This window comes from Neobacillus niacini NBRC 15566 (assembly GCF_001591505.1).
GTDB classification, from domain to species: Bacteria; Bacillota; Bacilli; order Bacillales; family Cytobacillaceae; genus Neobacillus; species Neobacillus niacini.
This window is the reverse complement of the sequence record NZ_BCVA01000005.1, coordinates 29,161-55,108: the sequence shown is the minus strand read 5'-3', so window position 1 is coordinate 55,108 and position 25,948 is coordinate 29,161. Positions and strand designations below refer to the sequence as shown.

The window sequence follows — 25,948 nt, the reverse complement described above, 5'->3', positions numbered from 1 at the left end:
CCTGAAATTAACTTGACACATTGATGAATAAAATTATATAATATCCTTTGTGTAAAATAACTGCAGCCTATGTGAACACGTGAATGGATTCATTTTGTTCCTCATGAGTCATCGAACTCATTTGATGGTGTATCTTGTAACCCTCTGCTGCTAGGGCGAAGGTGCATGAAAACAAAATGGCTATCATTGATGTTTCATAACGGTTTTTATTTTACCAAAAAATAAAAACACTAAGGAGGAGTCATTCATGGCTCGTTATACTGGCTCAAGCTGGAAAATTTCTCGTCGTCTTGGAATCTCTCTAAGCGGCACAGGTAAAGAATTAGAAAAGCGTCCTTACGCTCCTGGACAACATGGTCCTAACCAACGTAAGAAGCTTTCTGAATACGGATTGCAATTACAAGAAAAGCAAAAACTTCGTCATATGTATGGAGTAACTGAGCGTCAATTCCGTAACCTATTTGATAAAGCTGGCAAATTGGGTGGGGTTCACGGTGAAAACTTCATGATCCTACTTGAATCACGTCTTGACAACGTAGTTTACCGTTTAGGTTTAGCTCGTACTCGTCGTGCAGCTCGCCAATTAGTTAACCACGGTCACATCTTGGTTGATGGATCTCGCGTAGATATCCCATCATACCGTTTAGCTCCTGGTCAAACTATCAGCCTTCGTGAAAAATCACGTAATCTTGATGTTGTTAAAGAAGCTATCGAAGTTAATAACTTCGTACCTGACTACTTAACATTTGATGCAGACAAGCTTGAAGGTACATTCACTCGCTTACCAGAGCGTTCTGAATTACCAGCTGAAATTAACGAAACTCTTATCGTCGAGTTCTACTCTCGTTAATTATAAAAACCCTATAGGCAGCGTTTATATAACGCAGCTTCTAGGGTTTTTTATTTTTTCCCTTTATTTTATCTTTGGACAGATGAAACTACTCACTTTGAAGTGTGATGACAACAATTTCAGGTCGATTGAAGATTCGAAGCGGGAAACTGCTATTCCCCAGTCCTCTACTAACAACCATGGATGTATGATCTTGTTGATGAATCCCTTCTGAATACTTAGGATTAAACCCCTCACCTGGTGCAAATACACCACCAATAATAGGGAGCCGTATTTGACCTCCGTGGGCATGGCCGGAAAACACCAGATTAAATCCTGCCCTTGTATATGTGTTAAACCAAGTTGGTCTATGACTGAGGACAATGGAATAGAGATCGGGCTGCATTTTTTCTGATATTCGTTTGATACTAGAACGGATTGATAGTCCACTCTCCGGGTCATCCAGTCCTGCCATTTCGATACGCTCACCATTTCTTTCAATTATTCGAACTTTGTTAGTCAGAATGACAACACCCTTTTTCATTAGCAGCGTTTCAAGTTTCCTTTTAAGGTCAGAATCCCACTCATGATTGCCAGGTACAAAATAAACGGGTGCTAGTTCAACCAATTGATCTATTAGCAAAGCTGCTGGTTTTAGGTCCTTACTTCTCCTATCGATAATATCCCCAGTAAAGACGATGACATCTGGCTTTTCTTCCTTTATGCGTCCCACTAACTTTTCTTGTCTTTTTCCAAAATTCTTATTATGGAGATCTGATAAATGCAAAATTTTATAGTGGTTAAAACCTTTCGGAATTTTGTCAGAATTAATCACATGCTTGGTAATGACGAGATCGTTGTTTTGCCAATAAAAAAAAGAAACCATAATAATAATAATAATAATAATAATAATAATGGATACGGAAAGGAAGAATATTCTTTTCATTATGTATGCTCCTGTAATAGTTTGTTAAAAAAGGAGACCGAAGGAAATCTACTAATTTCGTAGAAAAAAATAGTAAGGGCCATTTCCTATTTATATAAAATATACTATTAATTATATATCATTTAGCCCAGTCAAATTAGACTGGGCTGCAACTTTTCCTAAATTAGGTAAAAAAACGAGGAGCATTTTATTTCCTTTTTATCCACTTGATAGCTCTCGAATATAGGAACCCAATGGTAGCGTATAGGATCACCACCACCGCTGCAGTCAATAGGCGTTCTGTTAGCACCCCGTCTGCATAAAGCACCGGACCTACACCAAAGAAAGTAACAAGTAATAGGAGAATGATAAAACAAGCATGGATGAGTAACTTCATAAGTACCTCCGAAAGTACGACTTATAATATGAGACGTGATAGCTTCTTTTATTGTTACATAAGTGAATTGTTATTCCATGAGCTATTTTAGTTGACCGAATAATTTCGTTTTAGCTTTTTAAGGCAAGTAGGTCCTCCCCACTCGACCGAACCTTCCCGTTTCAGCTTTTTTAGGGCAAGTGGCTCCTCCCCACTCGACCGAACAATTCCGTTTCAACTTTTTAGGGCAAGTGGCTCCTCCCCACTCGACCGAACATTTCCGTTTCAGCTTTTTAGGGCAAGTCGGTCCTCCCCACTCGACCGAACAATTCCGTTTTTGTTTTTTAGGGCAAGTGGGTCCTCTCCCTTACGATCTCCTCAATCCAAGTTTCCCCAGCATCTCCAATTATAAGAAAACCGACCCAAATAAGGGCCGGCTAGCTAATAATTAGTATTTAATTAATGTATATTTCTTTTTACCTCTTCTAATAATCGTAAACTGACCTTCAATCCGATCAGAACCCTGTAATACATAGGATGTATCTGTCACTCGTTCACCATTGACTGTGACCGCACCATTTGTAATGTCTTCTCTGGCCTGGCGCTTTGATGGGGAAATCTTGGCAGCTACTAATAAATCAACCAAGTTTCCATCTGTATCAGCAGCATTAAAAGAAGGAACATCTTTAAATCCTTGCTCTATTTCTGAAGCAGATAAGCTCCGAACGTCCCCACTGAATAATGCTTCTGTAATTTTTATTGCCTGCTGTAGAGATTCTTCACCATGAATCAGACGTGTCATTTCCTCAGCCAATCCCTTTTGGGCCTTCCGTAAATGAGGTTCTTTCTGTACAGATTTCTCTAATCCTTCAATCTCTTCATGAGAAAGGAAGGTAAAGTATTTAAGGTATTTTACAACATCCGCATCAGCTGTATTAATCCAGAACTGGTAGAATTCGTAAGGAGTCGTCTTTTCTGGATCCAGCCAAACCGCTCCGCCCTCAGTTTTCCCAAATTTTGTTCCGTCAGCTTTTGTAACAAGTGGAATGGTTAAACCAAAAGCCTTGGATCCCTCTGGCTGCATTTTTCGAATTAATTCTAGTCCAGATGTAATATTGCCCCACTGGTCACTGCCGCCAATTTGTAATTTACAATTATGAGTCTCATATAAATGATTGAAATCCATCGCCTGAAGAATGGTATAGGTAAATTCGGTAAATGAAATGCCTGATTCCAATCTTGAAGAAATAGTATCCTTTGCTAGCAAATAATTTACACCGATATGCTTGCCAATGTCCCTTAGGAAAGTAATAACATCCATCGATTTTGTCCAATCATAGTTATTGACCATAACTGCACCATTTTCACCCTCAAATTCGAAAATAGCAGCTAATTGATTTTGAATGCCCTCAGAATTTTTTTGAATTGCTTCAAGACTTTGCAGCTTCCGCTCTTCACTTTTTCCACTTGGGTCGCCAATCAAACCTGTTGATCCACCCACTAAAACAATTGGACGGTGTCCATGCTGTTGAAATCTTCTAAGGGTTAAAAACGGCACTAAGTGTCCAATATGCAAGCTGTTAGCTGATGGATCAGTTCCACAGTATAAGGATATCTTTTCTTTGCTGATCAAATCTCTTAGGCTCTCTTCATCTGTTTGCTGGTAGATGAGCCCACGCCACGCTAAATCTTGTAATAAATCCATTTTATTTTCCTCCGATTTCTTAAAATAAGACTGTTCCCTAAAAATGTTGTTAACATCTTAAAGCCGATTTTAACGCGGAACAATCTATTTTTGTGCTTGATTACGTTTGCTAGCTCTTTTTTTCTTAGAAAAGAGCCTAAATAACACAAAAAGCGCCCCTGCAAAAAATGCAGGGACGCATAACGCGCGGTACCACCCGGCTTGAGCAAAAATCACTCCAACTCGAAAAATTAACGGTTTAGTCCGTTCTCCACTACTTCTATGTTCACGGAGAATGCTCTGGGATGTAATTCACTCTTCTATTTGTATCAGCTTTCACCAGCCGCTGACTCTCTAAAAACAGGGATAGAAGACCTACAGTAGATTCCCTTCATAGCTTGATTATTAAATTGATAACTTATAGAATTTTTACCATAAATTATTGTCACTGTCAAACAGGAATTGGTAATATCAGAAAAATGTAGAAGTTTGTCATTTTTGTAATCATCAATATGCTATAATATATGTGATTTTAAAAGAGGTGATTCGATGAACAATAAATTTCAAGCGTGGATAGAGAAATTAAAGTCTATAACCCACTTGTTCACCCATAAAAAAACAGTAAAAAGTGCACGTATTACATACCAGGTCTTTTGGAACCTTTTACTGTTGACTATTACTGTCGTAATACTTGGAGGAGCATTTGCAGGTGGTGTGGGTGCAGGATATTTCGCTTCGCTTGTTAAGGACGAACCTGTCCGGTCATATGACAGCATGAAAAAGGACATTTATAATTATACAGAAACATCGGACTTATACTTTTCTGACAATGTCTATTTAGGAAAGCTGCGTACAGACCTTGAACGTGAAGAAGTAAAAATTGATCAAGTTTCAGACTTTTTAGTAAAAGCAGTCATTGCAACTGAAGATGAGTACTTTTATACGCACAAAGGAGTTGTCCCAAAAGCAGTTTTTCGGGCACTCTTCCAAGAAGTAACGAACGCTTCCATTCAATCAGGCGGAAGTACCTTAACACAGCAATTAATCAAAAATCAAATCTTAACGAATGAGGTCTCCTTCGAAAGAAAAGCAAATGAAATTTTGCTTGCCCTCCGACTTGAAAAGTTTTTTAGCAAAAAAGAAATTTTAGAAGCTTACCTAAACGTTTCAACATTTGGAAGAAATTCATCTGGTAAAAATATCGCCGGTGTCCAAGCCGCAGCAAAAGGAATATTCGGGAAAAATGCGAGCGAATTAACCCTTCCACAAGCTGCCTTTATAGCAGGTTTACCGCAAAGTCCCTTTGGCTACACACCTTTTACAAGAGAAGGTACAGTGAAAAACAATTTAGAACCTGGACTTACACGAATGAAAACAGTTCTAAAAAGAATGTATGATGGCGGTCATATAACCGAAACACAGTATGCCGAAGCCGCAGCCTATGATATTACAAAGGATTTTATTCCTGCGGGGGATAATCCGCTAGAAAAATATCCATACTTATCATTTGAAATTGAAAAGCGGGCTATCGAAGTCCTAACCAATGTATTGGCAAAAAATGACGGCTTTGAGGAAAACGATTTAAAAGAAGATGAGAATCTTTTTTATAAATACAAAACTTTGGCCAAACAAAATTTAAGGCAAAATGGATACGAAATTCATACAACGATCAACAAAGATATTTATGATGTTTTCCAAGTTGTAAAGAATAACTACCCAAATTACGGACCTGACAAGCCAGAACAGAAACAGGATCCAGAAACTGGGGAAATGATTAATGTCATGGAACCGGTTGAAGTCGGTGCTATGCTTATCGAGAATAAAACCGGGAAAATCATCAGTTTTGTCGGTGGACGAGATCACAATAAGCAGGAACTTAATCATGCAACTAGTGCTGTTCGGCAAAATGGCTCTACAATGAAGCCTCTTCTCGTTTATGCACCAGCAATTGAATTGGGGAAAGCCTCACCAGGGACACCTTTACCGGACGTAGCTTTAAGGCTCGAACCTTCCATTTCAAGACCTTGGCCTAACAACTATGACAAGAGGTACAGCGGTATCACCTCAGCAAGATTTGCACTAAAGAAATCTTATAACGTACCTGCTGTTAAATTATATAAAGATATATTAGACCAGCAGCCTGCAAAATATCTTGAAAAAATGGGCTTTACATCGCTAAAAAGTGATGATTATACCAATCTTTCAACCTCTATAGGTTCATTGAAAAATGGGGTTACAGTCGAAGAAAACACCAACGCCTTTGGAACCTTTGCAAATGAAGGTAAATTTATTGATGCATACATGATCGAAAAAATCGTCGATAAAAACGGGAAAACTATTTATCAACATGAAGTGAAGCCTGTCGATGTATTTAAACCACAAACTGCATTTTTAACACTCGATATGATGCGAGATGTAATCAAAAGTGGTACGGCTCAGGGTATTAATAGTAAATTAAAGTTCAGAGCAGATTGGGCAGGTAAAACAGGAACGGGTCATGATTTCCATGATGCTTGGTTTGTAGCCACCAATCCAAGTGTAACATTTGGAATTTGGACGGGTTATGACACGCCAAAATCATTAAATAATGGCGGAATGTCTTACTCACAAAGAACAAATAATCTATGGGCTGAATTGATGAATGCTGCTTATGATATTAAACCTGAGTTAATTAGTCCTGCTGAATCATTTCCTGTACCAACTGGAATCGTAAAGCGCTCGTTTTGCGCAGTTTCAGGCTTATTACCTTCAGCAGCTTGTTCACAGGCTGGTTTAGTTGTAAGTGATTATTTTAATGCAGAGAATGTACCGACAAAGCAGGATGACAGCCTAATTGCAGGAAATTATGTGCAAATTGGTGATAAAAAGTATCTAGCTTTAGATTCAACACCAGCAGAATTTTCTCAGCAAGGCGTTATCTTAAATCCTGACTTCATTAAACAAATGGTTGGAAATAGTTTTAATAATTACAGTCAGCTCATACCGAAAATGGACCGTTGGAGCAAAATCCTCATTCCGAATGATAAGATGGTCGATAACGGAAAACGGCCAGATGGGGTGACACTTTCATTATCCGGTAACAATCTCATTTGGTCACCACCGGCAGATAATGATATTGTTGGCTACCGTGTCTATCATAACGGATCAAAAGTCGGGAGTATCATCAGTGGCTCTAGTCTTTCCTTCTCAGCATCTATCGGTTCATACTATATAACAGCCGTAGATATAGCTGGGAATGAATCTGGACCATCTAATAAAGTGGATGTGGGTGTTACTGTTACACCTGATCCTGCACCTGCTCCTGACCCAACACCTGCACCTCAATAAATGACAATAAAGGAGCTTGGATTTTTATCCAAGCCCCTTTATTTTTTAGATTCACCTTTTTGATTATTTCTAATTGGATACAGTGATTTTTCGAGAGTCAGTAAGTTTTTTTCCGTTATTTCTGCTTTTCTAGGAATCGGCTTATACAAATCAGCTGGATCATCCCAATTCATTGGAAGGCTCACTGGAGCCTTTTCCTGCCAATATTCAATCCAATCCTGTGGTAAACTTCCATAACAGTTTGAGTTTTCAGTCATTTCCAACCAAATAAGTGCCCAAGCCCTCGGAACCACACGCCATATGTCATAACCCCCACCGCCAACAGCAATCCATTTACCTCCGCAATATTGATGGGCAATTTCATGTGCTAACTTTGGGATTTCACGATAGATTTTCATAGTTGCCGATAAATGCGTTAAAGGGTCATAATAATGAGAGTCTGCTCCATTTTGTGTCAGAATAACATCAGGCTTAAAAAACGCTGCTACTTCCTTTATTGATTGGGTATACACATGCAGCCAAGAATCATCCTCCGTGAATGCATCTACTGGAATATTAAAAGAATACCCGTACCCCTTTCCATGTCCTCTTTCGTTCACATTTCCAGTACCAGGAAACAGGTATCTTCCTGTTTCATGTATGGAGAGGGTGCAGACATCGGGGTCATCATAAAAGGACCATTGAACTCCGTCACCATGGTGGGCATCCGTATCAACATATAGTACTCTTGCATTATATTTTTTTTGCAGATACTTAATAGCTACTGAACTATCATTATAAATGCAAAATCCAGAAGCCTTTCCGCGAAAACCATGATGCAATCCCCCTCCTAAGTGAAGAGCATGGACTGCCTGTCCTGTCATTACTTGATCGACGGCAGTTAATGTACCCCCGACAAGCAGAGCGCTCGCTTCGTGCATTTTAGGAAATATCGGTGTATCTTCCGTTCCTAATCCATAATTCTCAGCTACTTGTTGTGGAAGTTTTCCATACCCCGCCATCTTTACAGCATCAATATAGCTTGGATCATGAACAAGGCAAAGTTCTTCCTCCGTTGCCATCCTTGGGGTAACAATCTGAATATTGTCTAAAGCATATAATCTATGTAACAAATCGACAGTGAGTTTCAGTCGAAACTGATTAAAAGGATGGTTATTGCCGAATTTATAATTTAACAATTCCTCTGAAAATACAAATGAACAGGCGTCGGTCATAGAGAAACACCTGGCAGATTCGGCCAAAGAACGTCATAGCCCGATAGTTTTAAATCCTGAATGAGGACAGTAGGGTTCATGGTTTGTAATCTTATAACAAGAATTTTAAATTGGTCATCTTTTTTGTCAGGATATACTAGTACACTCAAAATATTTGCTTTCCGATTCTTTATGATACTGGTAATTTCACTAAGCTTTCCTGCAAGATTGGGTACCCTTATTTCAATTTGTGACCCAGGTTGGTGGGCACCTGTCAACTCAACGAGCGTTCGGAGTAAATCCGTTTCAGTTACAATCCCAACAAGCTGTTGATTGTTTGTAATCGGAACACAGCTAATCTTATGCTCATAAAAGACTGCTGCTATTTCCTCCACAAAATCAAGAGGATGACCAGTGATAACATCTTTTTTCATGATCGAATCAACGGGTTTTTCAAGGTCTTCTAAATGTTCGTTTGCACGAAAAATAGATGGAGCCGCTTCACGTATATCATTTAAGGTTACAATGCCAACAAGCTGTTTATTAGCATCGATAACTGGTATATGACGGATTTTTTTTTTCTCCATTAATCTCATTGTGTCAGCGATTGAAACACTTGGGGTAACCGTAACAATCTCCGTTTTCATTATTTCTTCTACTAACATCCGAATGGCCTCCTCAATTGAGTTTGGTTTCAATACATAAATCGATTCATAAAACGAAGCCGATCAAACCTTTGGATTGTCTCTACATCTACCCTTTTTCCAATTCTCGCCATCAAACAGTTAGCAGGATGTGAACAAATCTCAGGATCATCTGTTGCATACCACTCAAGACCCCCGGCATTCATCATTTTCTCCATGATTTTGCGATATTCCCAAACATTTAACCCTGTTCCCTTTAAATCCCAATGCCAATAATATTCTGTCGTAATGATTAAGTAATCCTCCATTGCTTCATCCATCATAGACACGGTAAGGAGATTTTTTCCGACAGCACATCCTCTAAATTTAGGAATTACCTCAATAGCACCTAATTCAATTAAATTATCCATTTTGTCTTCCGACCATCGTTCAAGAGGATCAGGAAATAAGTAGGTCACATAACCCACAATTGTGTGGTGATGTCGTGCGATAATAATTCTTCCCTCTTCGAGCTGCGCAATCCCAACTAGTGCTTGATGCTGCTGATCAGGAGGGCGAAAAGCAGTTAAATGTTCATGAAATTCATATCCAGCAAGTTTATCTGAGGAAATAGGACCTTCAATTATTAAATTTCCATGGGGAGTTTTTAATTCTTTTGCATTGTATGTTTTTTTGTGTTCCATCCCTACACCACCTGAAAAATCATTCGCTTATCAGTTCTATTATACATAATTTCTATCGATAATTAGCCTCTTTACATAATTTTCTGTCAAATTAGAAATCTATGTGACAATTTATCAACAAACATAAAACTTTTTTAAAAATTGAGAATAGTTTATATTTGTACTATAATAATCTCATACTAGCATAAGGGGGAAATGGAATGAAAGTGGAAAAGCTACCAGTAATGCAAGGGGAGCATAACTTATCAAATTATGATGAAAAGTATAAGACCTTCAGTTGGGAGGAGACCGAAAAGGAATTTTCCTGGTATGAGACAGGACTTGTGAATATGGCTTATGAGGCTATTGACCGTCATGCTGAAACATTTCGAAAAAACAAGGTAGCTCTATATTATCGCGATAATACTAGGAATGAAAAATATACATTCAAAGAAATGAAAGAGCTTTCAAATAAAGCTGGTAATGTGTTAAAAACATATGGAGATGTTGAAAAAGGAGACCGCGTATTTATTTTCATGCCACGGTCACCAGAACTATATTTTACTGTATTAGGTGCTATCAAGCTGGGAGCAATCGTCGGACCATTATTTGAAGCTTTTATGGAAGGTGCGGTTCGTGATCGTTTGCAAGATAGTGAAGCAAAAGTTTTGGTAACAACTCCTGAATTATTAGATCGTGTACCTGTTGATGAACTGCCAGCTTTGAAACATATTTTCCTTGTGGGTGAAAATGTTGAAGAAAATGGTTTGTACATTAACTTCCTAGAAAAATTTGAGTCTGCTGGCAGCCAGCTGCGAGTTGAATGGGTAGAACGTACGGATGGTCTCATTCTTCACTATACTTCTGGATCTACAGGCAAACCAAAAGGAGTCTTGCATGTACATAATGCAATGATCCAACAATACCAAACAGCTAAATGGGTATTAGATTTAAAAGAAGAAGATGTATATTGGTGTACAGCTGACCCTGGATGGGTTACAGGGACTTCATACGGTATTTTTGGACCTTGGTTAACAGGTACTTCCAACGTGATTGTAGGCGGACGTTTCAGCCCGGATACTTGGTACAAAATGATAGAAGACTTTGGTGTTACTGTTTGGTATAGTGCTCCTACTGCGTTCCGTATGTTAATGGGTGCCGGTGATGAAATTGTGAAAAAATACAATTTAAGCAGCCTTCGCCATGTCTTGAGTGTTGGGGAACCTTTAAACCCTGAGGTGGTAAAATGGGGAGTTAAGGTCTTTAACAAAAGAATTCACGATAACTGGTGGATGACGGAAACTGGTGCGCAGCTAATTAGTAACTACCCTTGTATGGAGATTAAACCAGGATCAATGGGCAAACCGATTCCTGGTGTTGTGGCTGCTATCATCGACGACCAAGGCAATGAACTCCCTCCTTACCGTATGGGAAATCTTGCTATTAAAAAGGGCTGGCCTTCGATGATGCACACCATTTGGAATAATCCTGAAAAATATGAATCCTATTTTATGCCAAGCGGATGGTATTTTTCTGGTGATTCCGCCTATATGGATGAGGACGGATATTTCTGGTTCCAAGGACGTGTGGATGATGTAATCATGACATCTGGTGAGCGCGTTGGACCATTTGAAGTAGAAAGCAAGCTTGTCGAACACCCTGCTATAGCAGAGGCAGGGGTAATCGGAAAACCTGACCCTGTACGCGGTGAAATTATTAAAGCTTTTATCGCACTAAGAGACGGCTATGTAGCTTCAGATGAGCTGAAAGAAGAAATCAGACAATTTGTAAAGAAAGGGCTTGCTGCACATGCAGCCCCTAGAGAAATTGATTTCCGAGATAAGCTTCCTAAAACAAGAAGCGGTAAGATTATGAGACGAGTCTTAAAGGCATGGGAACTTAACCTGCCAACTGGTGACCTATCTACAATGGAAGATTAAAAAAGAGGAAGCGCATAAACGATATGCGCTTCCTTTCTTATTAGTTCGTTGATTGTCGGTACTCAATACGGTGTGGAAGAACAACGGTTTGTTCCTCTACCTCTTCTTTATTCATTAATTTGGTAAGTAGACGCATAGCCACTGCACCGATATCGTATAAAGGCTGAACGATTGTGGTCAACTGCGGGCGAACCATTAATGAAAGCCTAGTATTATCTGATGTAATGACTTCGAAGTCTTCAGGAATTTTATATCCCTTATCCTCGGCGCCATGGACAACACCAAGTGCCATTTCATCAGAGCCAACTAATATGGCCGTCGGTCTATTAGGAGCTTCCAATAATTTATCAAACGCTTCTAAGCCGGAATCATACGTGTAATCACCTTCAACAATAAGTGACTCATTGTAGTCAATCGCTGCATCTGCAAGTGCCCGCTGATATCCTTTTAGTTTTTTGTGGATATTTCTCGGCTCTTGTAATGGCCCAACTACAAATCCAATATGCTTATGACCTTTATCAATAAATTCCTTCACTGAGTCATATACAGCCTGCTCATAATCAATGTTAACCGAAGGAATCTGTTCAGTTTCTTCAATTGATCCAGCTAAGACAATTGGTACTGGTGATTTGCCAAATTCTTCAACATGCTCTGGGGTGATATTTCCACTCATAAAAACAATTCCATCAACTTGTTTTCCCAGCATGGTATTTAATAAGTGTAATTCTTTCTCTTTGTTTTGATCAGAATTACTTAAAATAATATTGTACTTATACATTGTTGCGATATCTTCGATACCACGTGCGAGTTCTGCGAAGAAGATATTCGAGATATCTGGAATTACAACGCCAACGGTTGTAGTTTTTTTGCTAGCCAATCCTCTTGCAACTGCATTAGGACGGTAACCAAGTCTGTCGATGACTTCTAATACCTTTTTTCGAGTAACAGGCTTTACATTTGGATTTCCATTGACAACACGTGAAACGGTTGCCATTGAAACATTCGCTTCACGGGCAACATCATAAATTGTAATATTCACGTTTTTACACTCTCCTTAAACACGATACGTATTTTCTCTTATTTTACAGCATTTTCAATAATTTAGTCTTTTTTTTGTCCAGCTTCAGCGCCTAGCCCCTCGAGTCACTTCGGTCCTGCAGATGAAGTCAAAAAGCACGACTTCATCCACAGGCCCTCCAGTGCTTGTCGGGGCTGAACAAGGCGCTTCCGCTTTTCTCTTTGTGAGATAATATACAAACTTTTATTTATGTATCTAATAATACGATAAGAACAAACAAGTCGCAATGATGTTTGTTCACATTTTCACTATAATTTCATTATTTAATAAAAAAAAGACCTTCCGCAAGGAATGCAGAGGGTCGTTTACACTTAATTAAACTCTAACTAAATTAGAAGCAAGCAGTTCACTATAAAAAGTATTAAACTGATCAAGATTCATTTGCTGCTGCGCATCTGAAAGTGCTACTGCAGGATCTGGGTGAACTTCAGCCATCACCCCATCAGCACCAATTGCAAGTGCTGCTTTTGCGCAAGGAAGAAGTAAATCTCTACGGCCAGTTGAGTGAGTTACGTCCACCATTACTGGTAAGTGTGTTTCTTGCTTAAGAATCGGCACAGCAGAAATATCAAGCGTATTTCTAGTTGCCCGTTCGTATGTTCGAATTCCTCGTTCACAAAGAATGATTTGTCCATTTCCTTGTGCCATAATATATTCAGCAGCATTTATAAATTCTTCAATAGTCGCTGCAATTCCACGTTTTAAAAGAACTGGCTTATTGACTGCTCCTGCAGCTTTTAACAATTCAAAGTTTTGCATGTTACGTGCACCAATTTGAATAACATCGATATAATCAATCGCCATCTCAATATCTGCTGGATTTACAATCTCACTGATAACAGCCATATCATACTCATCGGCCACTCGTTTCAAGATTTTTAATCCTTCAACGCCTAAACCTTGGAAGTCATATGGAGAAGTTCTTGGCTTATAAGCACCGCCACGCAAAAGCTTTAAACCTTTTTCTTTCATTGCTTTTGCTACAGTAGCCACTTGTTCATAGGACTCGACCGCACATGGACCAAAAACAAAATGCTGTTTTCCGTCTCCTACCGTTTCACCTTTTAAGTTGACGATTGTGTTTTCAGGTTTCTTCTTTCTAGAAACAAGAAGTGCTTTTTGATGATCATCCTTTTGCAAATCTAAGCCAGCCTTAAAGATTTCCTTAAACAAATGGTCAATTGTAGCATTATCGAATGGCCCATCATTATGTTCTTTAATGACATCAAGCATTTTTCTTTCACGAACCGGATCGTATTTGTACACACCTTGACTTTCTTTAGCCTTCCCAATCTCTTGGACAAGTTGAGCTCTCTCATTAATTAGTTTCAACAATTCTAAATTTAAATCATCGACACGTGTCCTTAACAGTTCCAAGTTATTTTTGCTCATTTATTGTCCCCCGTCCTTTCAATAGCCTGACAGAATGATTGCAGAATGACTAAATACTGTCAGCTAGCTCCCTTAAATATAAGTTTTTTAATTATTCAATAATTAGGCTTTATTATATCTGATAAGAGCTTTTTTGTCACGCCTTTTTTCTTTAATGATTAAACGCTTTTAAGCGCTAAAGCAAATCGGTTTTATAATAAATTATTGTATGCATGACAGTAAAAAAGGTACTATAAATTTTCATTTGTTGCACTAGTTAAAGATTTGTTTGTAATCTTCCAATGAGAAGCATTCCAGACAGGCTCACCTTTCTTAATCAATAGTGCCTGAGGAGATTCATGTTTAATTTCAAATTTCTCAGCAATTTCATTTGATAAAGGGCGTGCATCTTGCACAGCTAAATAATACGTCGGTATTCCTTGATCCCCGCCTGCGTATTTTTCATACTCCTGATAGGCTGCATGACTAATTGGGCAAGTTAGACTATGCTTTAAGATAAAAAATTTGTCCTCTTTCTTCAATAAATCTTCAAACTGTTCTAATGTATCAATTTTTTTCAACATATTGTTTCCTCCCAATAATAAACGGTGAAGTCATTCTATCACTTCACCGTTTTTGATACAAATAATTGAATTATTTTTCGATTGTTCTATCAATGTGTTACTTTATATTCTTCCTCTTCAAAGGCTTTTTTTGCTTCTTCTAATTTTTTTCTAACGGAAAGTTCATCAACTGAATCTTTACTAGTTGCTTTTGGCGAATCACCAATTGGAATATAATGATCTTCTTCTACTTCAACTGGTGCCTTTGTTTTATTCATCAGCTGGACCGTTTTTTCCTTTAACGTACCCGCTTGGGTGTTAAGTGTACTTCTTAGCTCTCTGCCTGATTTAGGGGCTAAGAAAATGGCTGCAGCTGCACCTACTAGTCCGCCGATAAATGCTCCTAATAAAAAACTGCTGGATGAGTCACTTTTGTTTTGTTGTTTTGTTTCTCGCATTTCATAATCCTTACTGCTCATTCTGGATTCCTCCCTCATATAATAGATTAGTGCGACCTAACTCTCTTAATCTCCTCCACATGAGTGGCTTTTTTTTCTTGCTTCTTAGCATTCCATTTATCCTTTAGTTCAATGAAAACATTACTCCATTGCACGATTTGTGAAATTTTTTCTTTATTTTCTTCAACTTGTATATCAAAAGATTCAGTTAACGTTTTTAAGGTGCCATTGAACTTATTTACCGTAGTCCCTACATTTTTTACAGCAGAGACTACACTATTTAAATTCTGAGATTTCTCCTGAATATCATCTGCTAATGCATTGGTTTTCTGTAAGAGTTCAGTTGTTTCTTTAGTGACTCCATCCAATTGTTTTTCTAATCCTGTGAGAGTGGTTGAAACGCTGGAAAGAGTCTCTTGAAGAGAGTTAAGCGTTCTTGCCAGGTAGATGACTAGTACTAAAAATGCAATCGCGATTAAAGCGACACTTAAGTATAAAATAATTTCCATATGTTTTTTACCTCCGCTTTTTATACCTTTATGTATTACCTATCTAAGGATGTGTTAAACCTAAATAGGTATCTTATACTACTTCAATATGATTGTCTCATTTTCCTGCAAAGGATTACAATACGTTTTCTTATTAAGTTGAATATTTCTCACTTTCTAAGGAATCGGTTACAATAGAGGATGGATTTACATTTTTTGTTTTGGAGGGATAAGCATGAAGGATCCGCGTATCGAAAAACTAGCAAAAAACCTAATAAACTACTCAGTAGAACTGAAAAAGGGTGAAAAGGTATTAATCGAAAACTTTGGTCTGCAGCGCGAGCTTGTTACAGCACTCGTTAAGGAAGCTTATTTAGCTGGTGGATATCCATTTGTACTATTAAAAGATCAACAAGTCGATCGGGCATTATTACTTGGAGCCCAAGAAGAGCAGTTCAATATGATGGCAGATTTTGAAGCAAATGTTATGGGCAAAATGGATGCATACATAGGACTGCGCTCTGGTGATAACATAAATGAGCAGGCAGATGTTCCAGACGATAAGATTAAAATTCATGGCAATACCATTGGAAAGAAGGTTCATCGAGATATCCGAGTGCCTAAAACAAAATGGGTTGTTCTCCGCTACCCAACATCTAATATGGCTCAGCTGGCTAAAATGAGCACCGAGGCATTTGAGGACTTCTATTTTGATGTATGTAATTTGGATTATGGAAAAATGGATCAAGCCATGGACGGTCTTGTGGAATTGATGAACCGGACAGATAAGGTTCGTCTAACAGGACCAGGAACAGACCTTACCTTCTCTATAAAAGATATCCCTGCTATAAAGTGTGCAGGTCACGCCAATATCCCTGATGGGGAAGTATATAGTGCACCCGTACGTGATTCAGTTAATGGAGTGATTTCTTATAATACTCCATCACCTTACCAAGGTTTTACTTTTGAAAATGTAAAGTTAACCTTTAAGGATGGTAAAATCGTAGAGGCTGTTGCCAACGATACTGAGCGAATCAACAAAATATTCGATACTGATGAAGGAGCACGTTATGTTGGAGAATTTGCTATCGGCGTTAACCCATTCATCTTAAATCCAATGCAGGATATTTTATTTGATGAGAAAATCGCAGGCAGCTTCCACTTTACACCAGGTCAATGCTATGATGAGGCCTTTAACGGAAACCATTCAAATATTCACTGGGATATGGTTAACATTCAGCGTCCAGAATATGGAGGGGGCGAAATCTATTTTGATGATGTGTTAATCCGTAAAGACGGTCTGTTCGTTATTCCAGAACTGGAAGGTCTTAACCCTGAAAATTTAAAATAAAAAGTAAAAAATAAAAAACAAAGGATGTCAGCTGGACTGACATCCTTTGTTTTTTACAAGGTTAACTGATTTTCATAGGATGCTTGGAATTTTTGGATATCCCCTGCACCCATGAAGATAATGACGCTATTTTTATGTTTCTCAAGCAGGGATGTATTTTCTTCCGATAAAATTTCTGCACCTTCAATTTTTGTTTGAAGATCTTTGATCGTCAGCTTCCCATGATTTTCTCTAGCAGAGCCGAAAATTTCACACAAGTACGTCTTATCTGCAAGTCTCAAACTTTTTGCAAAATCCTCTAGAAATGCCTGCGTTCTCGAAAACGTATGAGGCTGAAACACGGCTACAATTTCTCGATCTGGATATTTTTGATTGGCTGCATCGATGGTCGCTTTAATTTCTGTTGGGTGATGCGCATAATCATCAATCAATATTTGTGAACCGATACTTTTTTCAGAAAATCTTCTTTTCACACCTTGGAAGGTATCCAATTGTTCCTTAACAATCGAAACATCAATTTCTTCGTAATGGCAAACACCTATAACAGCAAGTGCATTTAAAACACTATGCTCACCGAAAGTAGGAATGGTAAATGTATCATAAAATGTATTGCGAATAAAGACATCAAATGTTGTACCACTCGTACTTTTCACCAGATTTTTGGCTTGGTAGTCGTTCTCCTCACCGAATCCATAAAACAATACAGGGACTTTTGCCTGGATTTTCTGAAGCTGTTCATCATCTCCATGTGCGAATATCCCCTTCTTAACCTGAACTGCCATTTCTTGGAATGCAGAAAAAACATCATCAATATTGGCAAAATAATCCGGATGATCAAAATCTATATTTGTCATAATCGCATAATCAGGAAAATAGGACAAAAAATGTCTACGGTATTCACATGCTTCAAAAACAAAATATTTCGAGCCTTCTTCGCCTTTGCCTGTACCATCACCAATTAAAAACGAAGTCGGCTTTGCTCCTTTAATAACATGGGCAAGCAGACCCGTTGTAGACGTTTTACCATGTGCACCAGTTACAGCCACGCTTGTAAAACTTTGCATAAAATCGCCTAAAAATCGGTGGTAACGGATAATCGGCAGCCCGAGCTTCATAGCCTCTTGAATTTCCTCATGAGTATCAGGAAATGCATTTCCAGCAATAATAGTCATCCCCGGTTTGATGTTTTCCTTTTGAAAGGGGAGAATCTTTATTCCTGATTTTTCAAGGGCCAGTTGAGTAAAAAAGCGCTTTTCGACATCGGAGCCTTGTACATCGAAATTCATATCATGGAGAATTTGTGCTAATGCACTCATTCCTGACCCCTTTATACCTACAAAATGGTAAATAGTCATATAAAGAACCTCCAACCAACGTCTATCTGTAAAACAGTATATGACATCTATCTTGAAATGCTAATTTTTAAAACGAAAGGCTGAGCGCCTTAACGCTTTAACTTGTTAATGTGTAAAAATATATGAGTGATTCACATTTAAGTATTATATCATTGTTCATCAATAAAAACTATTTGATACTTTTATTAACAATATATTTTTTGCTTTTCCTTAACAAAGGATACGTAAGATTAGTTTATTGTACCAGTATCTTGCAAAGACTCCAAGTCTGCCAACGTAATCAAAACTTCGCGGGGCTTACTGCCGTTTGCACTAGTAATAAATCCATTTGATTCGAGCATATCCATTAATCTTGCAGCACGGTTATAGCCGATTTTAAATCTCCTTTGTAAGCTTGAGGTTGACGCCAGCCCTTGTTCGATAATAAATTCACATGCTTCGTAAAACAGCTCATCTTCATCTTCTGTTACCTGTGTCTTTTTTAATAATTCCTCTTGTTCAAACAGGTAATCAGGCTCACGTTGTTCTCTTACATGCCCGACCACAAGATCAATTTCCTCATCCGAAACAAAAGTTCCTTGAAGACGGACCGGTTTTGATGAGCCATTCTCTAAAAAGAGCATATCTCCTCGGCCCAGTAATTTTTCGGCCCCGCTAATATCTATAATGGTGCGGGAATCGACCTGTGAAGACACAGAAAAGGAAATTCGCGTTGGAATATTAGCTTTAATTAATCCAGTAATAACATCTACTGACGGTCTTTGCGTAGCCACAATTAAATGAATTCCACATGCCCTTGCCTTTTGCGCAATTCTGCAAATTGCTTCTTCAACATCGGCGGGCGATACCATCATTAAATCAGCTAATTCGTCAATAACAATGACAATAAAAGGAAGTTTATCAGCGTATTGTTTATGCATGATGGCGAGCTCATTAAAACGATTTATGTCCCGAACTCCTGTATGTGCGAATAACTCATACCGTCTCTCCATTTCCTCTACAGCCCATTTTAAAGCCGCTGTGGCAGCTTTTACATCCGTTATGACCGGGCTGACTAAATGTGGAATTCGATTATAGGGAGCAAGCTCTACCATTTTAGGATCAATTAATAATAGTTTTAAATCCTCCGGACTTGCTTTGAATAATAAACTTACTAAGATTGTGTTAATACATACACTCTTACCAGAACCTGTTGCTCCAGCGATTAATCCATGAGGCATTTTTTTTAAATCTGTCACGATGGGTTTACCGGAAATATCGAGACCTAGTACCGCTGTTAACGGAGAAGCCGATTCACGAAACACTGGACTCTGAATAATTTCGTTGATTAACACAGGACGTGATTTTTGATTTGGCACCTCAATACCTATCGTATGTTTACCTGGAATAGGTGCCTCAATTCGGATATCTCTGGCCGCTAGGCTTAGTTTAATATCATCGCTTAAATTTGTAATTTTGTTTACCTTTACACCGGGCTCTGGCTGGACTTCAAAACGAGTCACAGCTGGTCCTTGAGTTACATTTACAACACTCGCACCAACATTAAAATTCTGCAGCGTTTGGTTTAATAATTCTTCTTGGTAGAGTAACCATTCTGTATCATCTTCAACAATTACAGGAGGTTTTAACAAGTTCATCTTTGGAAATTCATATAAATTTGAACCTGATTCAACATTTGACTCCACTTTTACGTTGTTACTTGTAGCCGGCAGCGATTCAACTTTGAGTTCAGGTTGAACAGTTACTGGGTTATTAACGATGACTTCATCTTCAGGAAGGTCAATTGGATTTTCTTCATTTAATTCAAGATTGCCCGGCTTTATCTTTACTTCGTTTGTTTCTTCCTTACCCCTGCCTATTTCCTCTGGTAAAGATCTTCTGCTTTTTCTTTCCTCCCATTTTACCTTATCCTGTTTTAGCATCATTACATTGAAAGGAAGATGGGAGCGTTTTCGGGCTTTTATTTCTCTTAAATCCGGTGTTTGTTCCTCTACCTTTGGTTCATTTACTGGAAGCTCTTCATTTGCTGGAAGTACTTCAATTACTGGAAGCTCTTCATTTGATGGAAGCACTTCAATTACTGAAACCTCTTCATTTGATGGAAGCACTTCAATTACTGGAACCTCTTCAATGAGTTCATTTGCTTCCGGTATCGCAACAGCCGTCTCCAAGGCAGCGAGTTCCACTTCGGGCATTGAATTTTGCTCTGCCGCCATAATTGAAACTAATAGTTTATCAGAATCGTCATCAAGAAAATGGCTTAACTCATGCTCGACAATGGATTCTGATGATTTAGCAGGTCTGCTAAACCCATAAATAGGTGAAGGAACTTCAGTCAGTTGGAACGGTTTTTTCTTAATTGGAGGTATAATTTTGTTATTTACCTCCCCTGTCTTTGTGTCTGAGCTTTTACTGTCAGAATTTCTAATTTCTGAGCTTTTTACTTCAGAACGCGAACGCTGCTCTACCCTTTTTTGACGATTGTTTTTTTCAGGTTTTATAGTTGGAACCTCTGGCTGCACATACAATTGTCGTTTACCTTTTGGATACTGATATGAAATTTTCGTATCTAGATGATAACTGCCCTCAATTATCTTATGAGGCAGCGACCTATCCAGTTTCTTGTTATGTATGTCATATTCAGCATATTCATCCTGATTGTCCTTTATAAACCTTTGAAAAAAGTTTTGGATCCAGCTCAAAACTATCACTCTTTCTACTATTTCTATCAATCTATTTTAACAGTTATTATAAAATTTTCGACAAAAAATCTAAGAATAAGCAAAAAAGACCACTTACCGTGATCCTTTTCCGTCTTCATTTCGTGTTTTACCTAATATAAAAATTGGTTCTAATTCTCCATCCTCATACAAAAATGATAAAGCTGTTATTGGTACGCGTCCATTAGCAAAGAAGCTCATCGCCATTTGTGCCAAAACATCATATCCCGTATTGTTTTGAATATCCGCAATGATTAATACATCCTGATGTGGTACAGCAAGGACCATAGTCCCTGTAATTTTTTTCTGCATATCATTTAAAAAGCCTTTATTTAATATTCTGCTTGCATCATAGCCATCGTTTGAATTCAGAAAATAAAAGGTATTACCTGCTACTTGATCTTCTTTTAAAGATGTCCTTAGTGACCTCACATTAAATAAGGCGATTTCTTTAATGCGGTTTGCCTGCCATCCTTCTTTTTCCATGATACGGGAATCAATTAATCGGTACGTTGTGCCCATATCATAGGCATAAAAGATTTTTGTTTCCGCAGTGTGCTCCTCCGTTAAAAAGTGAACACCTTCTTCTGATTCGATAGGAAATGATGTCGAGCGAATAACCGGAAAAATCTTTTTCTCATGGTCTGTTAACTGGACTGTATCCGTCATGGCCCTTAGTCCCTCTTCTACATAATAAACCACTTCGTCAATGGCCTTTTCCTTCTCTGAATGCCACTTTGCAACAATCCCCCCCAGAGTTACCGTTATTCCTTTTCCAAGGGTTTTATGTTCAATACGTAATTGATCCTTTTCACGATCATACGTGATTTGCCGATCGGCCGCAGCTAAGCGTGTTTCTAATTCTCTTTTCATTTTAATGCTATCCATCTTCATCTTTATCCCTCCAGCCTACCATCCAATTGTACATTAAAAAATCCTCCATCTCAAAAAAGATGGAGGAGTATGACTGTATTATTTTAGATCGTTAATAAATCTTTCTATTTCCTCTTGCGTTTTCCGGTCCTTACTAACAAAGCGGCCAAGCTCTTTCCCATTTTCAAATGCAATAAAGCTTGGAATACCGAATACATCCAACTGTTGGCATAACTCAATAAATTCGTCCCTATCAACATGAATAAAAGTAAATTCACTAAACTTTTCTTCTATTTCTGGAAGTATGGGTTCGATAATCCGACAATCTGGACACCAGTTTGCCGAGAACATGAATATTGTTTTTCCTCCATCACGGAGTTGTTCGAATTGCTCCATAGACGCTAAGTTTTTCAAAAGAAATACCCTCCTTTATTATTAATCCACATTTACAACTGATTTAACGATTTGTGTCATCACTGCAGCTTCATTTTTCATACTGCTTGTTTTAATCAATGTTGTAATCTTTGTTCCACCAATACCTATAGTCATTTCATTCATATCTTCGTCTAGTTTCTTGATGATTAGGTAGCCAAACTGGTCACTTTTCTTAAATTGTTGATTAATATCCAGGTTCTTATTTTGCGCAACGGTTGATTTGTAAACTACATCGCTCACTTTATTTTCTTGCGGATTATTAAAAAGAATATATTGTTTAGATCCATTTTTCAAAATGATATTATTTGGAGACTCGTCTTCGATTTCATACCCAAATGGTAAATAAAAATTAATATCTCCGCTTTTTTTGTTTGTTTTTTTCGCTTTTTCATTAAGTGCTTCTTTCACTGTTCCAATCGTTTCTTTGCTTTCGGCTTTAAAATTCGACTTGCCACAGGCACTTAGTAAGAGTATAGATAAGATTATGATCAAAATGGCATTAAAGAATTTCATCTTTCTTCGCCTCCTAATATGACAATTGTCCTATCTATATCATACCTTCCCTAATGTTCATTAGACAAGTCTTTTGTCGATTTTTGTTGTCGAAAGAAGAATGAATTCTTTTATTTGAAACTAATCCTGCTTCCTAGTGGCTTTTTGATAGTGATATTGACCAACCAGGAGGTTCATAATATGTGAAAACATCTCTGAACGGTTAATCAATCCATTGGTAAAGATACCAACTGCCCCTTCCTTCTTTCGCACGTTTTCCTTCTTTGCATAATCATCCATAATGGGTCCAAGTTCTTCTCCTGCTCTTAATCGATCCGCAATCTCTAGAGGAAGTAGAAACCTGGCTCCGCCGGCAATAATGGGTTCCATATTTTTTGAGACTAGCGCCCCCCAATTACATAGCAGCAAACCTTGGGCCGATTCTTGTACACCGCCCTCTAGCCCGATTCCAATATCTCCGTTTCCCATTTCCAAAGCACCAACAGCACGATTAATAGCTCCCTTAATGGTCTCGTCATCTGAAAAAGGCTGCTCACTCACGCCCGATGGGATATCCAACGAAAGAAACTCCGTTTGTTGATAATGAAATGCATTTTTTACCGCAGCCACTTTAGCAGGATTATTTGAACCAATAATAATTTTCATTTTACAACCTCTCCTACCCCATATAAAAAGAAGGCATATCATGCCTCCCCTTTGTAAAAATTAACTGTTTGCTTTAATGGTATCCACTGTTGTTTGGTCACAAGCTTTTACGAGTTTTACAATGAGTTCTTTAGCAGCTGCATAGTCATCGATATGAATGATCGAAGCATGAGTATGAATGTAACGAGAACAAATACCGATTACGCCGCTTGGAACACCTTCATTAGATTGATGAACGCGTCCTGCGTCCGTGCCGCCCTGTGAAACAAAGTATTGATAAGGAATCTTATTTGTTTCTGCAGTATCAAGAATAAACTCCCTCATTCCACGGTGGGTCACCATTGATTTATCAAGAATTCGGAGGAGTGCGCCTTTACCTAATTGACCAAATTCCGATTTACTTCCTGACATATCGTTAGCCGGGCTCGCATCTAACGCAAAAAAGATGTCAGGGTTAATCATGTTGGCAGCTGTTTGTGCGCCGCGTAAACCTACTTCCTCTTGGACGGTTGCGCCGGAATAAAGAATATTTGGCAAAGTTTCATCTTTTACTTCTTGAAGTAATTCGACCGCAAGCCCGCAACCATAGCGGTTATCCCAAGCCTTTGCTAGTATCTTCTTTTCATTCGCCATCGGTGTGAAAGGACAAATAGGCAGGATGGCTTGACCAGGTCTAATACCAATTCGTTCTGCGTCCTCACGGTCATCCGCACCAATATCAATTAGCATATTTTTCATTTCCATAGGTTTGCTACGCTTGGCCTCATCCAATAGGTGAGGAGGAATGGAGCCTACGACACCAATAACTGGCCCATTATTTGTCATCACTTGAACACGCTGCGCCAATAAGACCTGACTCCACCAGCCTCCAAGCGGTTGAAACCTTAGCATTCCATTATCCGTAATCGCCGTTACCATAAAACCAACTTCATCCATATGACCAGCAACCATTATTCTTGGTCCATTTTCAGTACCTTTTTTAACACCAAAAATACTGCCTAATTTGTCCTGAATGATTTCATCCGCGTATTGAGATAATTGCTCTCTCATGAAGTTTCTAACTAAATGCTCATTTCCCGGTGCTCCCGGAAGCTCTGTTAACGTTTTAAATAAATTTAATGTCTGCTCATTCAAAATAAATTTCCCCCTTTAATGGTCTAATAACAATATGTATATTTTTATCTTACTGAACTATTAGTTCTCTTAACAACAATTAATTTGTCTTAAGGATTTATTATGTTCTTTTTATTAAATGAGATATACTGGAAATAATAGCAATTTGAATATCCGGAGGTGCATTATGAACTGGAAATCATTTCTCCTTGGAGCTGCAGTCGGAGTAATAAGCGGATATGCAGTCAAGGAAGTCATTTCACAGAAAACCTATGTTTCACCTGAAAAGGTTTTAGAAAACGTAAAAAAACAATTCAATCAAAACGGACCCATTAATGGCTCTTGGATCCATATGATCACGGAGCCTTTTGAGAAGCACGACATCAAATATCAAGTTTATAAGGGCGGGATTTCTAAAATTCAAAATGGAGTAAATGAACAGTTCGAATTTATTGCGGATGCAACGACCGGAACACTGATTGACGTAAAGTCAACTACAGAGCCAGCCCTATAATAAACAGCAGCCGTATCCAAAGAGGTACGGCTTTTTACTATCGTGACCTTATTTTATCCTCTTTATACTGTTCAGAATTTGACCATCTGCCCCCCATTTTACCGCACGATAAAATGCATCATGGTAAAAAGTAAACCAAACCTCTTTATCCAATGCATAGGTACTCCATTTTTCTTTGGCGGCAATCGAGTCCATTGGATAATCATCATAAGCCATGACCCAAAGTGGGTTTTTATGCGCATGCGTAGGCATTAAGTCAGCCATATGGATGGCCATTTCCCCTTCATCCTCAATAACAAGAATAGAATGTCCATTGCTATGACCGCCAGTATGATACATACTGAGCGCTCCTAGACTCCACTTTTCACCAAAAGGAATCACTTGCGATTCAATTGCTTCCCAATTTTCCTTCCAATATGTACTTTTGGAACGAATATTCGGATTCCTCATTTCATCCCATTCAATAGTGGAGGTAATAATCTTAGCTTTAGAAAAGACTGATTGATAAAAACCATCTTCCAATTTTGTCAGACCGCCAGCATGATCGTTATGCATATGGGTCATTAAAACATAGTCGATATCTTCTGGGTTTAATCCTAATTGTTTTAAAGAGCTATCCACGTTAGATTGTGCGGTAACGCCAAAATTTCTAAGTTGTTTTTCAGATAATTTTCCTTTTCCAAGTCCTGCTTCTACCAAAATATTCATGCCATCCATTTGAATTAAGATTGGATCGGTAGGGAGTTCAATTTGATTGTTTTCATTAGGCGGATATCTTTTGGACCATAGCGGTTTAGGAACGACTCCGAACATTGCGCCGCCATCTAAGTTTGTAATTCCACCTGCTAACCAAGTAAGCTGAATCCTGCCAATTTTTAACGTCTCCATTTC

General features: G+C 38.4%; 24 protein-coding genes and 1 other annotated feature. Of the genes, 5 read left to right on the top strand and 19 right to left on the bottom strand.

The genetic code is table 11. The features are described from left to right. Window positions 1-247 precede the first annotated feature (247 nt). Entirely contained in the window at window positions 248-850 is a 603-nt protein-coding gene (gene rpsD / locus BANA01_RS06375) for a 30S ribosomal protein S4 (RefSeq protein ID WP_063252221.1), read from the top strand. Window positions 851-938: 88 nt separating this feature from the next. Here the strand turns inward: rpsD and BANA01_RS06370 are convergent, their stop codons facing one another. From BANA01_RS06370 to tyrS, 3 genes are all read right to left on the bottom strand, one after another. Continuing rightward, window positions 939-1,775: a metallophosphoesterase gene (locus BANA01_RS06370; RefSeq protein ID WP_063252219.1), complete on the bottom strand. Its 837-nt coding sequence runs from the start codon at window positions 1,773-1,775 to the stop codon at window positions 939-941. Window positions 1,776-1,962: 187 nt separating this feature from the next. Beyond that, window positions 1,963-2,151: a DUF6954 family protein gene (locus tag BANA01_RS06365; RefSeq protein WP_063252218.1), complete on the bottom strand. Its 189-nt coding sequence runs from the start codon at window positions 2,149-2,151 to the stop codon at window positions 1,963-1,965. 427 nt (window positions 2,152-2,578) lie between these two features. Then, window positions 2,579-3,835 (bottom strand): tyrosine--tRNA ligase, encoded by a 1,257-nt coding sequence (gene tyrS, locus BANA01_RS06360; protein ID WP_063252216.1) that lies wholly within the window; start codon window positions 3,833-3,835, stop codon window positions 2,579-2,581. Window positions 3,836-4,003: 168 nt separating this feature from the next. Continuing rightward, window positions 4,004-4,218, bottom strand: a binding site (T-box leader). Window positions 4,219-4,363: 145 nt separating this feature from the next. Between tyrS and BANA01_RS06355 the strand changes: the two genes are divergently transcribed. Then, entirely contained in the window at window positions 4,364-7,141 is a 2,778-nt protein-coding gene (locus BANA01_RS06355; protein ID WP_063252215.1) for a transglycosylase domain-containing protein, read from the top strand. Between the two features lie 38 nt (window positions 7,142-7,179). On the opposite strand, the gene BANA01_RS06350 is transcribed toward BANA01_RS06355, so the two are convergent. The 3 genes from BANA01_RS06350 to BANA01_RS06340 are packed head-to-tail and all read right to left on the bottom strand — an operon-like array spanning window position 7,180 to window position 9,661. Continuing rightward, window positions 7,180-8,355 (bottom strand): acetoin utilization protein AcuC, encoded by a 1,176-nt coding sequence (locus BANA01_RS06350; protein WP_063252214.1) that lies wholly within the window; start codon window positions 8,353-8,355, stop codon window positions 7,180-7,182. Next, window positions 8,352-8,999: an acetoin utilization AcuB family protein gene (locus BANA01_RS06345; protein ID WP_063252212.1), complete on the bottom strand. Its 648-nt coding sequence runs from the start codon at window positions 8,997-8,999 to the stop codon at window positions 8,352-8,354. The genes BANA01_RS06350 and BANA01_RS06345 overlap by 4 nt, the downstream gene beginning before the upstream one ends. 29 nt (window positions 9,000-9,028) lie before the next feature. Continuing rightward, on the bottom strand, window positions 9,029-9,661 hold the full coding sequence (locus BANA01_RS06340; RefSeq protein WP_063252211.1) for a GNAT family N-acetyltransferase: 633 nt from the start codon (window positions 9,659-9,661) through the stop codon (window positions 9,029-9,031). Between the two features lie 200 nt (window positions 9,662-9,861). Between BANA01_RS06340 and acsA the strand changes: the two genes are divergently transcribed. Continuing rightward, complete coding sequence (gene acsA, locus BANA01_RS06335) at window positions 9,862-11,580, top strand: acetate--CoA ligase (protein ID WP_063252209.1); 1,719 nt, start codon at window positions 9,862-9,864, stop codon at window positions 11,578-11,580. A 40-nt stretch (window positions 11,581-11,620) separates the two neighbouring features. On the opposite strand, the gene ccpA is transcribed toward acsA, so the two are convergent. From ccpA to BANA01_RS06310, 5 genes are all read right to left on the bottom strand, one after another. Next, entirely contained in the window at window positions 11,621-12,619 is a 999-nt protein-coding gene (gene ccpA / locus BANA01_RS06330; RefSeq protein ID WP_063252207.1) for a catabolite control protein A, read from the bottom strand. A 354-nt stretch (window positions 12,620-12,973) separates the two neighbouring features. Further along, on the bottom strand, window positions 12,974-14,050 hold the full coding sequence (locus BANA01_RS06325; RefSeq protein WP_063252206.1) for a bifunctional 3-deoxy-7-phosphoheptulonate synthase/chorismate mutase: 1,077 nt from the start codon (window positions 14,048-14,050) through the stop codon (window positions 12,974-12,976). A 230-nt stretch (window positions 14,051-14,280) separates the two neighbouring features. Beyond that, entirely contained in the window at window positions 14,281-14,613 is a 333-nt protein-coding gene (gene ytxJ / locus BANA01_RS06320) for a bacillithiol system redox-active protein YtxJ (protein ID WP_063252204.1), read from the bottom strand. Window positions 14,614-14,702: 89 nt separating this feature from the next. Beyond that, complete coding sequence (locus BANA01_RS06315; protein WP_063252202.1) at window positions 14,703-15,071, bottom strand: YtxH domain-containing protein; 369 nt, start codon at window positions 15,069-15,071, stop codon at window positions 14,703-14,705. A gap of 26 nt (window positions 15,072-15,097) precedes the next feature. Continuing rightward, window positions 15,098-15,559: a DUF948 domain-containing protein gene (locus BANA01_RS06310; protein ID WP_063252201.1), complete on the bottom strand. Its 462-nt coding sequence runs from the start codon at window positions 15,557-15,559 to the stop codon at window positions 15,098-15,100. Between the two features lie 214 nt (window positions 15,560-15,773). Between BANA01_RS06310 and BANA01_RS06305 the strand changes: the two genes are divergently transcribed. After that, window positions 15,774-16,889 carry an aminopeptidase gene (locus tag BANA01_RS06305; protein WP_063252199.1) on the top strand — a complete coding sequence of 372 codons (1,116 nt, stop codon included), beginning with the start codon at window positions 15,774-15,776 and terminating at the stop codon, window positions 16,887-16,889. Window positions 16,890-16,942: 53 nt separating this feature from the next. On the opposite strand, the gene murC is transcribed toward BANA01_RS06305, so the two are convergent. The 7 genes from murC to BANA01_RS06270 all read right to left on the bottom strand — a co-directional run bounded on the left by murC (window position 16,943) and on the right by BANA01_RS06270 (window position 24,564). Next, complete coding sequence (murC, locus tag BANA01_RS06300; protein ID WP_063252198.1) at window positions 16,943-18,244, bottom strand: UDP-N-acetylmuramate--L-alanine ligase; 1,302 nt, start codon at window positions 18,242-18,244, stop codon at window positions 16,943-16,945. Window positions 18,245-18,474: 230 nt separating this feature from the next. Continuing rightward, the gene (locus BANA01_RS06295) at window positions 18,475-20,946 is read right to left on the bottom strand and encodes a DNA translocase FtsK (RefSeq protein ID WP_082799417.1); all 2,472 of its coding nucleotides are present in this window, start codon (window positions 20,944-20,946) and stop codon (window positions 18,475-18,477) included. Between the two features lie 93 nt (window positions 20,947-21,039). Continuing rightward, window positions 21,040-21,858, bottom strand: coding sequence for a DUF1444 domain-containing protein (locus tag BANA01_RS06290; RefSeq protein WP_063252196.1), 819 nt, complete (start codon window positions 21,856-21,858; stop codon window positions 21,040-21,042). A 78-nt stretch (window positions 21,859-21,936) separates the two neighbouring features. Continuing rightward, window positions 21,937-22,251 (bottom strand): thioredoxin family protein, encoded by a 315-nt coding sequence (locus BANA01_RS06285; RefSeq protein WP_063252194.1) that lies wholly within the window; start codon window positions 22,249-22,251, stop codon window positions 21,937-21,939. 21 nt (window positions 22,252-22,272) lie between these two features. Then, entirely contained in the window at window positions 22,273-22,785 is a 513-nt protein-coding gene (locus tag BANA01_RS06280) for a hypothetical protein (protein WP_063252192.1), read from the bottom strand. A gap of 120 nt (window positions 22,786-22,905) precedes the next feature. Continuing rightward, window positions 22,906-23,430 carry a DUF84 family protein gene (locus tag BANA01_RS06275; protein WP_063252190.1) on the bottom strand — a complete coding sequence of 175 codons (525 nt, stop codon included), beginning with the start codon at window positions 23,428-23,430 and terminating at the stop codon, window positions 22,906-22,908. A gap of 60 nt (window positions 23,431-23,490) precedes the next feature. Further along, window positions 23,491-24,564 carry a M42 family metallopeptidase gene (locus tag BANA01_RS06270; protein ID WP_063252188.1) on the bottom strand — a complete coding sequence of 358 codons (1,074 nt, stop codon included), beginning with the start codon at window positions 24,562-24,564 and terminating at the stop codon, window positions 23,491-23,493. Between the two features lie 166 nt (window positions 24,565-24,730). Here BANA01_RS06270 and BANA01_RS06265 point away from each other — a divergent pair, with 166 nt between their 5' ends. Continuing rightward, window positions 24,731-25,057, top strand: a complete 327-nt coding sequence (locus tag BANA01_RS06265; protein WP_063252187.1) for a PepSY domain-containing protein — start codon at window positions 24,731-24,733, stop codon at window positions 25,055-25,057. A 48-nt stretch (window positions 25,058-25,105) separates the two neighbouring features. Here BANA01_RS06265 and BANA01_RS06260 read toward each other — a convergent pair whose 3' ends face one another. Then, window positions 25,106-25,945 (bottom strand): YtnP family quorum-quenching lactonase, encoded by an 840-nt coding sequence (locus BANA01_RS06260; protein ID WP_063252185.1) that lies wholly within the window; start codon window positions 25,943-25,945, stop codon window positions 25,106-25,108. Window positions 25,946-25,948 lie beyond the last annotated feature (3 nt).

Excerpts from the sequence above, each read along its gene's own strand:
- rpsD (WP_063252221.1), top strand. The coding sequence starts at position 248 with ATGGCTCGTTATACTGGCTCAAGCTGGAAAATTTCTCGTCGTCTTGGA.
- BANA01_RS06310 (WP_063252201.1), bottom strand. The coding sequence starts at position 15,559 with ATGGAAATTATTTTATACTTAAGTGTCGCTTTAATCGCGATTGCATTT.
- tyrS (WP_063252216.1), bottom strand. The coding sequence starts at position 3,835 with ATGGATTTATTACAAGATTTAGCGTGGCGTGGGCTCATCTACCAGCAA.
- BANA01_RS06365 (WP_063252218.1), bottom strand. The coding sequence starts at position 2,151 with ATGAAGTTACTCATCCATGCTTGTTTTATCATTCTCCTATTACTTGTT.
- murC (WP_063252198.1), bottom strand. The coding sequence starts at position 18,244 with ATGACTATTTACCATTTTGTAGGTATAAAGGGGTCAGGAATGAGTGCA.
- BANA01_RS06315 (WP_063252202.1), bottom strand. The coding sequence starts at position 15,071 with ATGAGCAGTAAGGATTATGAAATGCGAGAAACAAAACAACAAAACAAA.
- BANA01_RS06345 (WP_063252212.1), bottom strand. The coding sequence starts at position 8,999 with ATGTTAGTAGAAGAAATAATGAAAACGGAGATTGTTACGGTTACCCCA.
- ytxJ (WP_063252204.1), bottom strand. The coding sequence starts at position 14,613 with ATGTTGAAAAAAATTGATACATTAGAACAGTTTGAAGATTTATTGAAG.
- BANA01_RS06350 (WP_063252214.1), bottom strand. The coding sequence starts at position 8,355 with ATGACCGACGCCTGTTCATTTGTATTTTCAGAGGAATTGTTAAATTAT.
- BANA01_RS06280 (WP_063252192.1), bottom strand. The coding sequence starts at position 22,785 with ATGAAATTCTTTAATGCCATTTTGATCATAATCTTATCTATACTCTTA.
- BANA01_RS06265 (WP_063252187.1), top strand. The coding sequence starts at position 24,731 with ATGAACTGGAAATCATTTCTCCTTGGAGCTGCAGTCGGAGTAATAAGC.
- BANA01_RS06325 (WP_063252206.1), bottom strand. The coding sequence starts at position 14,050 with ATGAGCAAAAATAACTTGGAACTGTTAAGGACACGTGTCGATGATTTA.
- BANA01_RS06275 (WP_063252190.1), bottom strand. The coding sequence starts at position 23,430 with ATGAAAATTATTATTGGTTCAAATAATCCTGCTAAAGTGGCTGCGGTA.
- acsA (WP_063252209.1), top strand. The coding sequence starts at position 9,862 with ATGAAAGTGGAAAAGCTACCAGTAATGCAAGGGGAGCATAACTTATCA.
- BANA01_RS06355 (WP_063252215.1), top strand. The coding sequence starts at position 4,364 with ATGAACAATAAATTTCAAGCGTGGATAGAGAAATTAAAGTCTATAACC.
- BANA01_RS06340 (WP_063252211.1), bottom strand. The coding sequence starts at position 9,661 with ATGGAACACAAAAAAACATACAATGCAAAAGAATTAAAAACTCCCCAT.
- BANA01_RS06305 (WP_063252199.1), top strand. The coding sequence starts at position 15,774 with ATGAAGGATCCGCGTATCGAAAAACTAGCAAAAAACCTAATAAACTAC.
- BANA01_RS06370 (WP_063252219.1), bottom strand. The coding sequence starts at position 1,775 with ATGAAAAGAATATTCTTCCTTTCCGTATCCATTATTATTATTATTATT.
- BANA01_RS06290 (WP_063252196.1), bottom strand. The coding sequence starts at position 21,858 with ATGAAGATGGATAGCATTAAAATGAAAAGAGAATTAGAAACACGCTTA.
- BANA01_RS06260 (WP_063252185.1), bottom strand. The coding sequence starts at position 25,945 with ATGGAGACGTTAAAAATTGGCAGGATTCAGCTTACTTGGTTAGCAGGT.